Genomic DNA, 13,600 nt, shown 5'->3' with positions numbered 1-13,600 from the left:
CAACATGGGACAGCCCCCCGTCGTCTATGGACAATCCGATCGCCCGCCCCGCGGCGACTACGCCCGCGCCAACGCCGACTACACCTGCGCGCAGGACTACGCGGCCTACACCGCGGCCGACCACGACACCTACCGGCGCCTGTACGAGCGGCAGTCGGCCCTGCTGCCGGGCCTGGCGAGCGATGCGTTCATCGAGGCCCTGCCCTCGCTCGGCGCGAGCGACCGCATTCCGCGCTTCGAAGAGGTGAACGAGCGCCTGTACAAGGCCACGCGCTGGGAACTGGTGGGCGTACCGGGACTGATCCCCGAGGTGCCGTTCTTCACGCTGCTGGCCAACCGCAAGTTCCCGGTGACCGACTGGATCCGCACGCCGGACGAGTTCGACTACATCGTCGAGCCCGACATCTTCCATGACCTGTTCGGCCATGTGCCGCTGCTGTTCAACCCGGTGTTCGCCGACTACGTGCAGCGCTACGGCCAGGGCGGCCTCAAGGCCCACGGCCTGGGCGCCTGCGAGCTGCTGTCGCGCCTGTACTGGTACACGATCGAGTTCGGCCTGATCCGCCAGGACGACGGCCTGCGGGCCTATGGCGCGGGCATCCTGAGCTCTTCGGGCGAACTGGCCCACTCGGTGCGCAGCCCCGAGCCGCAGCGCATTCCCCTGCAGCTGGAGCGCACCATGCGCACGCGCTACAAGATCGACACCTACCAGCAGACCTACTTCGTCATCGACAGCTTCCAGCAGCTGTTCGACATGACGGCGGCCGACTTCGCCCCGATCTACGAGCGCCTCAAAGGTCAGCCCGAGTTCGCGGCGGACGAGCGCGAGGCCGTGCCGGCCTGACCGCGCGCGCCTGGCCGGCTGCCGCTTCGCACGCGGCGGCATGGCTTCGCGCCGGGGGCCGGGGCGCCCCTGGCGGCTGCGGATGATCGACTCCGTCATCCGCCGCAAGGTCCAACTGGCGCCCAGCGCGAGGCACATTGGCGGCGGATTCCCCGAGGAATCCATCCATGTCGCGCATTTCTGGCATTTCGTCACCGCTGCGTCCCACACCGGGCATCGTCGTCGATCCCTCGCCGGGGCTGATGACGCCCGTCACGCCCGTCCGGCGCAGGCGCCAGCCGCCCTCCACCGAACAGACGCTGCCCGAACTGGCCCGGCGCCTGTCCTCCGCCCCGTCGATGCCTCCGCGTGCGCCCCTGAATGTGGTGCGGCATTCGCTGCTGCCGCCGCAGTTCCAGTCGCCCCAGCGGCCCGGCACCGAACCGCCCGAAACCTACCAGCGCCATTCGAAGCTGCCGCCCCAGTACCAGTCGCCGCTGCGCCAGAGCTTTTTGCCGCCGCAGGCGTACCAGTCCCACTCGGCGATGAACACGTTCCAGTCGCCTTATGCGCCAGCACCGCAAGGGCCGTTGGGCGGATCGGTCCTGCCCCCCGCATCGCAAGACCCATCCCGGCCGGAGGCCGCCGCGCAGCGGCCACCGCGGGTGTCGGTGCTGCCGCAACTGCGTCCCACCGGCCTTCAAGGCACCAGCCCGCGTCCGCAGGCACCCCGCCCCTCGATACTGCCCCAAAGGCCTTCCTTCAACAGCAGCAGTGGTAGCGCCACCGGCAGCGCGGCCTCTGCCCAGGCGCACATGGAAACACGGTATTCGGTGCTACCGGCCAAGCTGCAGGCGGCCTCGGCGGCCTTCCAGTCCGTGGCCCATGCCGCGGTGGCCATCGGCCTGGAAAGCGCCAACACCGTTCAGATCGCCACCGCGGCCCAGGCGAAGGAGGTGCTGGCCAAAGTGCAGCGCCTGGCCACCCAGGCGGCCCCGGCCCTGCACGCGCTGGCCGGCGCGCTTCACCACATGGTGGAAAACAAGACGCGGCTGTCGCAGGAGATCCGCGAAGAGCTGGCCGACATCGGCCAGTCGCTGCTGACCACGGGCCAGTCCCTGCAGAAGTTCCTGAACCACACCCTGGGACAGTTCGCTCCGCAGACCATGCCGCCCGCCGAAACACCCGCCGATGCGGCGGCCGCCGCCGAGACGGCCGCAGTCGCCGAAACCGCCGCCAAGGCCGAAGCCGAAGCAGCGGCGGCACCGCCACCGCCGCCGCCACCTCCCTTGAAAGCACACCTCAAGCCCCGCCCGCAAAAGCACCTCGCGACAAAGCCGGCCCTGCACGCGCCGGCCACCACGCCAGCGCCTGTGCCAACGGCCAAACCGTCGCCGGTCAACGTGATGGCGATCTCCACCGAGGAGGGCCGGCAGGCGCTGCGCGCGGGCTTCGGCACGCCCGAATCCGCCGATGCGGGGCTGCGTGAAATCGCCTTGGCATTCAAGGCCGCGCAAAACGGCTCAGTGGACGACAAGCGGGCCTTTCAACTGGCCTACCAGGACCGGCTGACGCTGCCCGACGATTTCAGCACCCACAATGTGGCCGCCGTGAAGCAGCTCAAGCGCCTGCTGGGCGACGCCATGCAGGTGGCCTATGTATCGCCGCAGTAGGGCAAGGACATGGGCGCAGGGTCGGACGACTTCAACGCGCGGCGTTCTGCTGCGGCCGCTGCCGCGTAGAAAAGGCCCGCGCCACGCTCAAGGCGCCGCGATGAGGCCCAGACAATCCCGCACCACCGGCGGATGAAAGGCCATCTGCACGTGGGCCAGGCCCTCCACGAAGCGGTTGTCCGCCCCGTCGAGCATGGCGGTCGCGGTCGGGTACACCGCGTTGTCGCAGTTGGAATAAAAGCAGGTGAACAGCGCCGCGCGCCCGGGCGGCTCGTCCTGCGCCAGCTGCCGCAGCCATTCGCCCCCGGGCACCATCTGCCGGCCGTTGGCGGACTGGCTGAACCGCGCCGCCCAGGCGCCCTGGTGGGGCGAGCCCAGCGTGATCACGCGGTGCACGCGCGCATCGGCCTGCCGCGCCCGCAGCCACGCCCGCACGGCCAGGCCGCCCATGCTGTGGCCCACCACGACCGGCGGGCGGCCCGTGGCGGCGGTGACCCGGCGCACGGCCTCGTCCAGCGTGCCCACGTAGTCGTCGATGGCGCCGAACGCGGGCTCCATCGTCACCGCCACGAACGGGTGGCCCCGGCTGCGCAACACCTTCATCCAGGGCGTCCAGAACCCCCGGTTGCAGAGGAAACCGTGCACCAGCACCACGCCCCGCGCGGACGGCGGCCCATCGGCGGCGGTGGGCGGCAGCCAGTCGGGCACGGCGATGGAGCGAAACGGCTGCCACCAGCCGAACACCACGCTCGCCCAGCGCGCCTCGGCCGACCAGGCGCGCACCATCTGCGCCAGCGAGGGCACGGGCACGCCATCCGCACGGCTGGCCTGCCGGTTCACGCGGGCCATGAACACGAACTGCAGCCCCATGAACAGGCGCAGCAGCAGCATCGCCGCCGCCAGGCCCGCCACCGCGCGCAGCGGCGAGGCGGGCCATTGCCACAGCAGCCAGCCAGCGGCCATCAGCAGGTTGCACACCACCACCCCGCGTTGCCATCGTGCATTGGTCAAGACCGGCGCTCCTGAAAAAAAACGAGCCCGCATCATGTCACTTGCGGGACGGGCCTAGGACAAGCCCCATGGACAGGGAGCGAGCCGCTTCCACAATCGTGCCCACCTCCACCCGCGCACGAAAGGGACGACCGCATGGAACGGATCTGGCTGAAAAACTACCCTCCGGGGGTGCCGCACAGCGTGGAGCCCGGGCAGTACCGCTCGCTGCCCCACCTGTTCGAGGAGTCGTTCCGCAAGCATGCCGACCGCCCTTTCTCGGTCTGCATGGACCGGTGGATGACCTACGGCGAACTCGACCGCCTGTCGGTCCAGTTGGGTGCGTGGCTGCAGGGCCAGGGCCTCACGCCCGGTGCGCGCGTGGCCATCATGCTGCCCAACGTGCCGCAGTTCGGCGTGACCATGGCCGGCGTGCTGCGCGCGGGCTACACCTGCGTGAACGTGAACCCGCTCTACACCGCGCGCGAGCTGGAGCATCAACTGAAGGACTCCGGCGCCACCGCCATCGTGATCCTGGAGAACTTCGCCCACACGCTGGCCGAGGTGATCGACCGCACCGCCGTGCAGCACGTGTGCGTTGCCAGCATGGGCGACCTGCTGGGCGCAGCGTTCGGGCGATGGATCACGTTCGCCGTGCGCCACCTGGCCAAGATGGTGCCGGCCTACGAGATTCCGCTCACCAACGGCCGCCAGGTGCTGCCGTTCAACAAGGCGCTGGCCCTGGGCGAGCGGCGCACGCTGGCGCCCAGCCAGGCCACGCTGGATTCCACCGCCTTCCTGCAGTACACGGGTGGCACCACGGGGTTGTCCAAGGGCGCGGTGCTGACCCACCGCAACATCGTGGCCGCCACGCTGCAGGCCGAGGCGTGGTTCACGCCCGCGCTGTCCAAGGTGGGCGACGTGCGCCATGCCAACAGCATCGCGGCGCTGCCGCTGTACCACATCTTCGCGCTCACGCTGTGCCTGCTGGCGATCCGCCAGGGCTCGCACCTCACGCTGATCCCCAACCCGCGCGACATTCCGAAGTTCGTCGCCGTGCTGAAAAAGCGGCCCTTCCACATGCTGCCGGCCGTGAACACGCTGTTCAACGCGCTGCTGCACAACCCGCAGTTCGCCGCGCTCGATTTTTCGCACCTGTGCGTATCGCAGGCCGGCGGCATGGCCGCGTCGGAGGGCACGGCGCGCCAGTGGCAGAAGGTGACGGGCAGCACCATGATCGAAGGCTGGGGCATGAGCGAGACCTGCGCCATCGGCACCAACAACCCGGTGAACAACACGCAGTTCACCGGCACCATCGGCCTGCCCCTGCCGGGCATCGACATCGCCATCAAGGACGATGCCGGCGAGAGCCTGGCCATCGGCCAATCGGGCGAGATCTGCATCCGCGGCCCCAACGTGATGACCGGCTACTACCAGCAGCCCGAGGAGAACGCCAAGGCCTTCACGGCGGACGGCTTCATGCGCACGGGCGACATCGGCATCATGGACGAGGCGGGCTACACCCGCATCATCGACCGCAAGAAGGACATGATCCTGGTGAGCGGCTTCAACGTGTTCCCGAACGAGCTGGAGCAGGTGATCTCGCTGTGCCCCGGCGTGCTGGAATGCGCGGCCATCGGCGTGCCGGACGAAAAACAGGGCGAGGCCATCAAGGTATTCGTGGTGAAAAGCGACCCGGCGCTGTCGGAGGAAGACGTGGAGCGCTACTGCCACGAGCACCTCACCGGCTACAAGCGGCCCCGGCACATCGAGTTCCGCGATGCGCTGCCCAAGACGAATGTGGGCAAGATCTTGCGCCGGGAGTTGCGCGGTTGATCTGACTCCAGGCCACGCCCTCGCCGCGGGGGCCGACCGACCCGGCGGGCGGCGGCTTAGCTCCGGCGCGGGGTTGCCGCACGCGCTGCGTGCAGGTGGATGTAACAGCTGCATCCGCTGATTTCTGCCTCCCCCCTGCCCTGGCGCGCCCCGCCGCGCCCCTTCCGGCCCATCGGCCGCTTCGGGCACGCCGCATTTCGGCGCAGTCCCCCACGCCTCCCACCCGATTGCGCCCTGGACAAGGGGGACCGCATCACCCCATCACCCCATCACCCCATCACCCCATCACCCCATCACCCCATCACCCCATCACCCCATCACCGCGCCATTTCCCCATGAACGGACGGCAACGCCGACCCTGGGCTCAGGGATAATCCCGACGCGCAAACGTTTGCGCAAACGTTTGCTTTCGCTACCATGGCGGTCCGTGACGGCTTTGCGGATGGCGATCGGGTCCCTTTCGGCGGCCCCTTCGGGTCCACAACCGGCGCACCAAGCACCCCGACAACACCACCTTCAGGAGACACCATGCCCTTCACCCGCCGCTCTGTTCAGACCGCCGCCGCCCTCGCCGTGCTGGGAGGGCTGATCGCCTCGCCCGCGTTCGCGCAGGACAAGCCCAAGATCGCGCTGGTGATGAAATCGCTGGCCAACGAGTTCTTCCGCACGATGGAAGACGGCGCCAAGGCGCACCAGAAGGCGCATGCCAGCGAATACACGCTGGTGGCCAACGGCATCAAGAACGAGACGGACACCGCCGCGCAGATCAAGATGATCGAGCAGGCCGTGGCGCAGAAGGTCAACGCCATCGTGCTGGCCCCGGCCGATTCCAAGGCACTGGTGCCGGCCGTCAAGGCGGCGGTGGACAAGGGCATCCTGGTGGTGAACATCGACAACCGCCTGGACACCGATGCGCTCAAGGAAAAGAACCTGACCGTGCCCTTCGTCGGCCCCGACAACCGCGCGGGCGCCAAGCTGGTGGGCGACTACCTGGCCAAATCGATCAAGGCGGGCGACAAGGTCGGCATCATCGAAGGCGTCTCGACCACGTTCAACGCGCAGCAGCGCACGCTGGGTTTTCAGGACGCGATGAAGGCCGCCAACATCAAGGTGGTGGGCGTGCAGTCCGGCCAGTGGGAGATCGAGAAGGGCAACACGGTCGCCGCCGGCATGCTGCGCGAACACCCCGACCTGGTGGCGCTGCTGGCCGGCAACGACAGCATGGCGCTGGGCGCGGTGGCCGCGGTGAAGGCCGCCGGCAAGGCCGGCAAGGTGCAGGTGGTGGGCTACGACAACATCAACGCGATCAAGCCCATGCTGGCCGATGGCCGCGTGCTCGCCACGGCCGACCAGTACGCCGCCAAGCAGGCCGTGTTCGGCATCGAGCTGGTGCAAAAGGCCCTGGCCGCCAAGACGCCGCAGGCCCAGCTGCCCGCCGAGGTCAAGACCGAGGTGGTGCTGGTCACCAAGGACAGCAAGTAATCCGCCGCTGCGCCGCACCCGCGCCCGCCTTCTCCTGAACCGAGGACCGACCCCGTGCCCCCTTTGCCGCCCGCCGCCGCGCCCGCGTCCGCCCCCCTGCTGGAGATGATCGGCGTGGGCAAGGACTACCACGCCACCACGGTGCTCCACACGGTGACGCTGTCGCTGCACGCGGGCGAGGTGCTGGCCCTCACGGGGGAGAACGGCGCGGGCAAGAGCACGCTGTCCAAGATCCTGTGCGGGCTGGAGCCGGCCTCGCGCGGGAGCATGCGCCTGGCGGGCCACCCCTATGCGCCCGCCTCGCGCCGCGACGCCGAGGGCCAGGGCGTGCGCATGGTGATGCAGGAGCTGGGCTTGATTCCCACGCTCACCGTGGCCGAGAACCTGCTCATGGGCCGCCTGCCGCACCGCGCGGGCTGGCTGCGCCGCGGCGCGCTGCATGCGGCGGCCCGCACGCAACTGGCCAAGATCGGCCTGACCGACATCGACCCGGCCACGCCGGTCGCGCGCCTGGGGCTGGGGCAGCAGCAGATGGTGGAGATCGCACGCAACCTGCACGACGACACGCGCGTGCTGGTGCTGGACGAGCCCACGGCCATGCTCACGCCGCGCGAGACGAATTACCTGTTCGAGCAGATCGCGCGGCTCACGGCGCGCGGGGTGGCGATCGTCTATGTGTCGCACCGGCTCGAGGAACTGCGGCGCATCGCCGACCGCGTGGCCGTGCTGCGCGACGGCGCGCTGGTGGATGCCCGCCCCATGGCCGGCCTGAGCGAGGCCGATCTGGTGCAGCGCATGGTGGGCCACGCGGTGAGCGACCTGGAACACCGCCCGCGCCGCCAGGCCGGCCCGGTGGTGCTGCGCACCGAAGGCCTGGGCCGGGGCACGGCGGTGCAGGACGTGAGCCTGGAGCTGCGCGCGGGCGAGGTCTTCGGCATCGCCGGCCTGGTGGGCTCGGGCCGCACCGAGCTGCTGCGCCTGCTGTTCGGCGCCGACCGGGCCGACCGCGGCGACGTGGTGCTGCATGAAGGCTTTGAGCCAAATCGGCCTCCAGTGCAATCAACACTAGGGCATAACGCTACAAATTCAATAGCAAACGATTCGAACGTGCGCCGCATTCCGCGCGGTTTCGCCTCGCCGATGCAGGCCATCGCGGCGGGCATCGGGCTCGTGGCGGAGGATCGCAAGTCGCAGGGCCTGCTGCTCACGCAGCCGATCCGCGTGAACGCCACGCTGTCCGACCTGTCGGCCGTGTCGCGCTTCGGCTGGCTGCGCCGGGCGCACGAAAGCAGCGTGGTGCAGGGCTTCATCCGCACGCTGGGCGTGCGCTGCCGTGGACCCGAGCAGCCCGTGGGGCAGTTGTCGGGGGGCAACCAGCAGAAGGTGGTGTTCGCCCGCTGGCTGCACCGCGACGGCCGCGTGCTGCTGCTGGACGAGCCCACGCGCGGCGTGGACGTGGGCGCCCGCGCCGACCTGTATGCCGAACTCGACCGCATGGCGGACGCCGGGCGCGCGCTGTGCATGGTGTCGTCCGACCTGCGCGAACTGATGGCCATGGCCGACCGCATCGGCGTGATGAGCGCCGGACGCCTGGTGGCCGTGTTCGAACGCGGCCAGTGGACCGAGCAATCCCTGCTCGCGGCCGCTTTTTCCGAACCCGGTGGCCGCACGGCCGCCCCCAAACCCCTTTCCGCATGAACACCCCCGCACCGGCGGCGCAGGCCGCCGCACCCTCTTCTTCCTCCGCACCGGCCTCCGCGTCGGCGGCCTCCGTCTGGCGCACGCAACTGGGCACCTTCCTGGGGCTGGCGGCCGTGCTGGTCGGCATGGTCGTGCTGTTTTCGTGGATGTCCGAGTACTTCTGGAGCCGCGAGACCTTCGTCACCATCGCCAACGAGATCCCGGCGCTGGCCGTGATGGCCGTGGGCATGACGTTCGTGCTCATCATCGCGGGCATCGACCTGTCGGTGGGTTCGGTGATGGCGCTGTCGGCGGCCACATCGGCCGCCGCCATCCTGCAATGGAAATGGAGCGTGCCGGCCGCGGCCGCGCTGGCGCTGGCCACGGGGCTGGTGTGCGGCACGGTGACCGGCGCGGTGTCGGTGGCCTGGCGCCTGCCTTCGTTCATCGTCTCGCTGGGCATGCTGGAGGCGGTGCGCGGCGGCGCCTACGTGGTGACCGATTCGCGCACGCAGTACGTGGGCGATGCCATCTCCTGGCTGTCGGCACCCGTGGTGGGCGGCGTCTCGGTGGCGTTCGTGCTGGCCCTGGTGCTGGTGGTGGTGGCGCAACTGGTGCTGTCGCGCACCGTGTTCGGCCGCTGCCTGGTGGGCATCGGCACCAATGAAGAGGCCATGCGCCTGGCGGGCGTGGACCCGCGCCCCCTGCGCATCGCCGTGTTCGCGCTCACCGGCCTGCTGGCCGGGCTGGCCGGGCTGATGCAGTCCGCGCGCCTGGAAGCGGCCGACCCCAACGCCGGCACCGGCATGGAACTGCAGGTGATCGCGGCCGTGGTGATCGGCGGCACCAGCCTGATGGGCGGGCGCGGCTCGGTCATCACCACCGCGTTCGGCGTGCTCATCATCGCGGTGCTGGAGGCGGGCCTGGCGCAGATCGGCGCGAGCGAGCCGAGCAAACGCATCATCACCGGCTGCGTGATCGTGGCTGCCGTGATCGTCGATACCGTGCGCCAGCGCCGGGCCGCCGTGTGACCGCGCCCCTGACCGCCCTGCGCCTGCGCCGATGAACCACCTGCACCGCTGAACCCATGGCCACCATCAAGGACGTCGCCCGCCGCGCCGAAGTGTCGGTGACCACCGTGTCGCACGTGGTCAACGGCACGCGCCACGTGAGCGCCGAGGGCCGCGCGCGCGTGGAGGCCGCGATCCGCGAGCTGGGCTACGTGCCCAGCGCCATCGCCCGCAGCCTCAAGAGCAACCAGACGCGCACCCTGGGCATGCTGATCCCCAACAGCTCCAACCCCTACTTCGCCGAGGTGGTGCACAGCGTGGAGGACCGCTGCTTCGGCGCGGGCTACAACCTCATCCTGTGCAATACCAACGACGAGGCCCACCGCCAGGCGTCCTACCTGCAGGTGCTGGCCGAGCGGCGCATCGACGGGCTGATCGTGGTCTCGACCGGGCACGACGCCACGCTGGCGCGGCAACTGGAGGGCCTGGCGATCCCGACCGTGCTGGTGGACCGCGAGATCGAGGTGCCCCAGCCGCCTTGCGACTTGGTGGAGACCGCGCACGCCCAGGGCGGGCGCCTGGCCACCCGCCACCTGCTCGACCTGGGGCACCGGCGCATCGCCTGCATCGGCGGGCCGCAGGGCCTGGCGCCCAGCGAGCAGCGCATCGCCGGCTGGCGCGAGGCGCTGGCCGAAGCCGGCGCGTCCTCCGATGGCATGCTGTCGCACGGCAACTTCACCAGCCAGGGCGGGTACGAGGCCATGCAGGCGCTGTTTCGGGCGCCTTCGGCACCGAGCGCCGTCTTCGTGTGCAACGACCTCATGGCCATGGGCGCGCTGTGTGCCGCGAACGAGCGGCAACTGCGCATTCCCGATGCCCTGTCGGTCGTCGGCTTCGACGACATCGAACTGGCCGCCTTCACCAGCCCGCCGCTCACCACCATCGCCCAGCCCAAGCTGCGCATCGGTGCTCTGGCGGTGGACATGCTGCTGGAACGCATCGACGGCAAGCGGCAAGAGCTGCGCCAGGTGCTGCTGCAGCCCGAATTGCGCGTGCGCGCCTCCACGGCCCGCTACCTTTTTTCCTGATCCCTTCTGCCTGCTTTTCCTTTCTTTTTTCGCGCATGAACGCCGCTTCCCCTTCCCGCCCCCGCATTGCCGTCGTCGGCAGCCTCAACATGGATCTGGTGCTGCGCGTGCCGCAGGCGCCCGGCGCCGGCGAAACCGTCATGGCGCACTCGCTGCACCACATTCCCGGCGGCAAGGGCGGCAACCAGGCCGTGGCCTGCGCCCGCCTGGGCGCGGACGTGCACCTGTTCGGGCGCGTAGGTGCCGATGGCAACGGGCAGGCGCTGCGGGCAGCGCTTGACGCCGACGGCATCGACCACTCCGGCGTGCAGACCGATGGCCACGCGCCCACAGGCGTGGCCGCCATCGTGGTGGACGACGCGGCGCAGAACCGCATCGTCGTGGCCGCCGGAGCCAACCTGCGGTTCGTGCTGGACGCCCCGGCGCTGGCGCCCGCGGTGCTGGGCGCGGCCTGCCTGGTCGCACAGTTCGAAGTGCCGCTGCCCCAGGTGCTGGCCGCCGCGGGCCAGGCGCACGCGGCCAATTGCCGCGTGGTGCTGAACCCCTCGCCCATGCAGCCCCTGCCCGATGCGCTGTGGCCGCTGGTGGACACGCTGGTCGTGAACGAGGTCGAGGCTGCGGCCCTGGCCGGCAGCCCGGTCCAGACCCCTGCCGAGGCCGCGCATGCCGCGCGGCTGCTGCGTGCGCGCGGCCCGGCGCGCGTGGTCGTCACGCTCGGCGCGGCCGGCGCCGTGGCGGCCGATGCCTATGGCTGCCGCCACCACCCCGGCATGGCCGTGAAGGCCGTGGACACCACGGCCGCCGGAGACACCTTCCTGGGGGCGCTCGCCGTCGCGCTGGGCCGGGGCGAGCCGCTCGATCTGGCCGTGCAGGGCGGCATCCGTGCCGCTGCACTGTGCGTGACCCGGCCCGGCGCCCAGCCCTCCATTCCCACGCGCGATGCCGTCGCCGCCAGCCCCCGCCCACCCGACTGGAGATTGCTATGAAACGCCGCGCTTTGCTGCACGCCGAACTCTCGCACGCCATCGCCTGCATGGGCCACGGCGACATGCTGGTCATCGGGGACGCCGGCCTGCCCATCCCGCCCGGACCGCGCCGCATCGACCTGGCCGTCACGGCCGGCATCCCGGCCGTGGATGAGGTGCTGTGCGCCGTCCTGTCCGAGCTGCAGGTGGAGCGCGCCATCGTCGCCTCGGAAGCCGTGGAGCGCGCGGAAGGAGCCCTGCCCAACTGGTGCCTGCTGCCCGTGGTGCCTGATACGGTGCCGCACGAGGAATTCAAACGGCTGTGCCAGCAGGCGCGCGTGATGGTGCGCACCGGCGAATGCACGCCCTATGCGAATGTCATACTCGTCGCCGGCGTGACGTTCTAGACGGCCGGGGCGGCGCGCCATGAAAGCCACCGCCATGCCCCTCTCGACGACGCCCTCGGGCCCTGCTGCGCCCCTGCCCCCCGGCATGACCGTGCTGGAGCGTGGCTGGCTGTCGGCCAACAACATCGTGTTCATCGGCGCCGGGCACACGGCGGTGGTGGACACCGGCTACTGCACCAATGCCGCGCAGACCGTCGCGCTGCTGCAAGGCGCACTGCAGGGCCGCCCGCTCGACAGCGTGCTCAACACCCACCTGCACAGCGACCACTGCGGCGGCAACGCCGCGCTGCAGGCGGCCTGGCCCGCCCTCGGCATCTTCATTCCCCCGGGCCAGGCGGCCCACGTGCGCCAGTGGGATGCCAATGCCCTGAGCTACACGCCCACGGGCCAGGACTGCCCGCCGTTTCGCATGGACGGCGTGCTGCAGCCGGGCACGGAAGTGATGCTCGGCGACCGGGCCTGGCAGGTGCATGCCGCGCCAGGGCACGATCCGCATTCGATCGTGCTGTTCGAGCCGATCGACGCCGTGCTGATCTCGGCCGACGCGCTGTGGGAGAACGGCTTCGGCGTGGTCTTTCCCGAACTGGAGGGCGACAGCGCCTTCGCCGACGTGGCGGCCACGCTGGACCTGATCGAGTCGCTGGCGCCGCGCACCCTCGTTCCCGGGCATGGCCGCGTCTTCACCGGCCTCGCCCCTGCGCTGGACACCGCCCGCCGGCGGCTGGACGGCTTCGTGCAGTCGCCCGAAAAGCACGCGCGCTACGCCGCCAAGGTGCTCGTCAAATACAAGCTGCTGGAGTGGCAGCAGGCCGAGGCGCAGCGGCTGTGGGACTGGGCGGCTGCCACGCCGTATTTCGCGCTGCTGCACGGGCGCTACTTCGCCGACCAGCCGCTGCCAGCATGGCTTGAGGGCACGGTGCAGGACCTGGTGCGCTCGGGCGCGGCGGCGGTCCAGGGCACGCAGATCCACAATCTGTGATGGAGGCCGCGACACTGCCGGCAGGCCCGCCTGCGCTTTAATCCGTACCCATGAAATCAAGCCGTTCATACCCTTGCGCCCTCGCCGGAATCGCGCTCAGCGTGCTGGTCGCTGGCTGCGCCGCCACACCCGAAGCGGAATATGCATGGCCTGCAAAAACGGTAGGCATTGCGCAAATGCAGCCGGTCGGACGCCTCAACTTCTCGCTTTTGGTGAACAGGATGAGCGGGAGCCCCGCCGGCACGGTGGTGCTTCGCCTGCATGTGGATGACAACGGCAACGTCGTGCGCGCTGCCGTGCTGGAAAGCGGTGGCACGCCGCGAATGGACGGCGCGGCCCTGGGGGCCATGCGCAAGATGAGGTTCGCCCCGTTCGTTGAAAACGGTCGTGCCATTGCGGTCACCGTCCTCGTGCCGCTGCACTTTCCGGCGATGGGATAACCAGGGGCGGATCCCTTCAGGAGCGGTCTGCACGCCTCTTTTCCGAGGGGGCCGCCAGCGCTGCATCCCTGGGCCTTCGACTCGGCCGGCCTCCCTTGCAAGCGCGCCGGGGCCGCACGTCCCTCCCTGCGGAATTTGTTGCAAAAATCTTACAAACCGCCCCTTTCCTCCCGTCCAAGGGTGGGCCCGCACCTGAACGAGAGTGATTCGCATCAATAATCGCGGCT

General features: G+C 70.0%; 12 protein-coding genes. 11 read left to right on the top strand and 1 reads right to left on the bottom strand.

Going from position 1 to position 13,600, the window contains the following annotated elements:
• The first annotated feature begins 4 nt into the window (after positions 1-4).
• On the top strand, positions 5-844 hold the full coding sequence (gene phhA, locus M5C98_RS03535; protein ID WP_272550996.1) for a phenylalanine 4-monooxygenase: 840 nt from the start codon (positions 5-7) through the stop codon (positions 842-844).
• 167 nt (positions 845-1,011) lie between these two features.
• Complete coding sequence (locus M5C98_RS03530; RefSeq protein ID WP_272550995.1) at positions 1,012-2,496, top strand: hypothetical protein; 1,485 nt, start codon at positions 1,012-1,014, stop codon at positions 2,494-2,496.
• A gap of 87 nt (positions 2,497-2,583) precedes the next feature.
• Here the strand turns inward: M5C98_RS03530 and M5C98_RS03525 are convergent, their stop codons facing one another.
• Positions 2,584-3,507 carry an esterase/lipase family protein gene (locus M5C98_RS03525; protein WP_272550994.1) on the bottom strand — a complete coding sequence of 308 codons (924 nt, stop codon included), beginning with the start codon at positions 3,505-3,507 and terminating at the stop codon, positions 2,584-2,586.
• 135 nt (positions 3,508-3,642) lie between these two features.
• Between M5C98_RS03525 and M5C98_RS03520 the strand changes: the two genes are divergently transcribed.
• The 9 genes from M5C98_RS03520 to M5C98_RS03480 all read left to right on the top strand — a co-directional run bounded on the left by M5C98_RS03520 (position 3,643) and on the right by M5C98_RS03480 (position 13,373).
• Positions 3,643-5,322, top strand: coding sequence for an AMP-binding protein (locus M5C98_RS03520; RefSeq protein WP_272550993.1), 1,680 nt, complete (start codon positions 3,643-3,645; stop codon positions 5,320-5,322).
• Positions 5,323-5,850: 528 nt separating this feature from the next.
• Positions 5,851-6,804 (top strand): sugar ABC transporter substrate-binding protein, encoded by a 954-nt coding sequence (locus M5C98_RS03515; protein ID WP_272550991.1) that lies wholly within the window; start codon positions 5,851-5,853, stop codon positions 6,802-6,804.
• Positions 6,805-6,909: 105 nt separating this feature from the next.
• Positions 6,910-8,502: a sugar ABC transporter ATP-binding protein gene (locus M5C98_RS03510; protein WP_272553140.1), complete on the top strand. Its 1,593-nt coding sequence runs from the start codon at positions 6,910-6,912 to the stop codon at positions 8,500-8,502.
• A complete protein-coding gene (locus M5C98_RS03505) occupies positions 8,499-9,515 on the top strand; it encodes an ABC transporter permease (RefSeq protein WP_272550989.1) in 1,017 nt (338 codons plus the stop codon). The genes M5C98_RS03510 and M5C98_RS03505 overlap by 4 nt, the downstream gene beginning before the upstream one ends.
• A 56-nt stretch (positions 9,516-9,571) precedes the next feature.
• Positions 9,572-10,582: a LacI family DNA-binding transcriptional regulator gene (locus tag M5C98_RS03500; RefSeq protein WP_272550987.1), complete on the top strand. Its 1,011-nt coding sequence runs from the start codon at positions 9,572-9,574 to the stop codon at positions 10,580-10,582.
• 35 nt (positions 10,583-10,617) lie between these two features.
• Entirely contained in the window at positions 10,618-11,568 is a 951-nt protein-coding gene (gene rbsK / locus M5C98_RS03495; protein ID WP_272550986.1) for a ribokinase, read from the top strand.
• The gene (gene rbsD / locus M5C98_RS03490; protein ID WP_272550985.1) at positions 11,565-11,954 is read left to right on the top strand and encodes a D-ribose pyranase; all 390 of its coding nucleotides are present in this window, start codon (positions 11,565-11,567) and stop codon (positions 11,952-11,954) included. Before rbsK ends, rbsD begins: the two co-directional genes overlap by 4 nt.
• Before the next feature lie 34 nt (positions 11,955-11,988).
• Positions 11,989-12,933, top strand: a complete 945-nt coding sequence (locus M5C98_RS03485; protein ID WP_272550983.1) for an MBL fold metallo-hydrolase — start codon at positions 11,989-11,991, stop codon at positions 12,931-12,933.
• A 50-nt stretch (positions 12,934-12,983) separates the two neighbouring features.
• Entirely contained in the window at positions 12,984-13,373 is a 390-nt protein-coding gene (locus M5C98_RS03480; protein WP_272550981.1) for an energy transducer TonB, read from the top strand.
• The last annotated feature ends 227 nt before the right edge of the window (positions 13,374-13,600 follow it).

This window comes from Acidovorax sp. NCPPB 3576, from assembly GCF_028473605.1.
Taxonomy (GTDB): Bacteria; Pseudomonadota; Gammaproteobacteria; order Burkholderiales; family Burkholderiaceae_C; genus Paracidovorax.
This window is presented reverse-complemented; position numbering and strand designations above follow the sequence as displayed.

Excerpts from the sequence above, each read along its gene's own strand:
- M5C98_RS03500 (WP_272550987.1), top strand. The coding sequence starts at position 9,572 with ATGGCCACCATCAAGGACGTCGCCCGCCGCGCCGAAGTGTCGGTGACC.
- phhA (WP_272550996.1), top strand. The coding sequence starts at position 5 with ATGGGACAGCCCCCCGTCGTCTATGGACAATCCGATCGCCCGCCCCGC.
- rbsD (WP_272550985.1), top strand. The coding sequence starts at position 11,565 with ATGAAACGCCGCGCTTTGCTGCACGCCGAACTCTCGCACGCCATCGCC.
- rbsK (WP_272550986.1), top strand. The coding sequence starts at position 10,618 with ATGAACGCCGCTTCCCCTTCCCGCCCCCGCATTGCCGTCGTCGGCAGC.
- M5C98_RS03505 (WP_272550989.1), top strand. The coding sequence starts at position 8,499 with ATGAACACCCCCGCACCGGCGGCGCAGGCCGCCGCACCCTCTTCTTCC.
- M5C98_RS03485 (WP_272550983.1), top strand. The coding sequence starts at position 11,989 with ATGCCCCTCTCGACGACGCCCTCGGGCCCTGCTGCGCCCCTGCCCCCC.
- M5C98_RS03510 (WP_272553140.1), top strand. The coding sequence starts at position 6,910 with ATGATCGGCGTGGGCAAGGACTACCACGCCACCACGGTGCTCCACACG.
- M5C98_RS03515 (WP_272550991.1), top strand. The coding sequence starts at position 5,851 with ATGCCCTTCACCCGCCGCTCTGTTCAGACCGCCGCCGCCCTCGCCGTG.
- M5C98_RS03530 (WP_272550995.1), top strand. The coding sequence starts at position 1,012 with ATGTCGCGCATTTCTGGCATTTCGTCACCGCTGCGTCCCACACCGGGC.
- M5C98_RS03520 (WP_272550993.1), top strand. The coding sequence starts at position 3,643 with ATGGAACGGATCTGGCTGAAAAACTACCCTCCGGGGGTGCCGCACAGC.
- M5C98_RS03480 (WP_272550981.1), top strand. The coding sequence starts at position 12,984 with ATGAAATCAAGCCGTTCATACCCTTGCGCCCTCGCCGGAATCGCGCTC.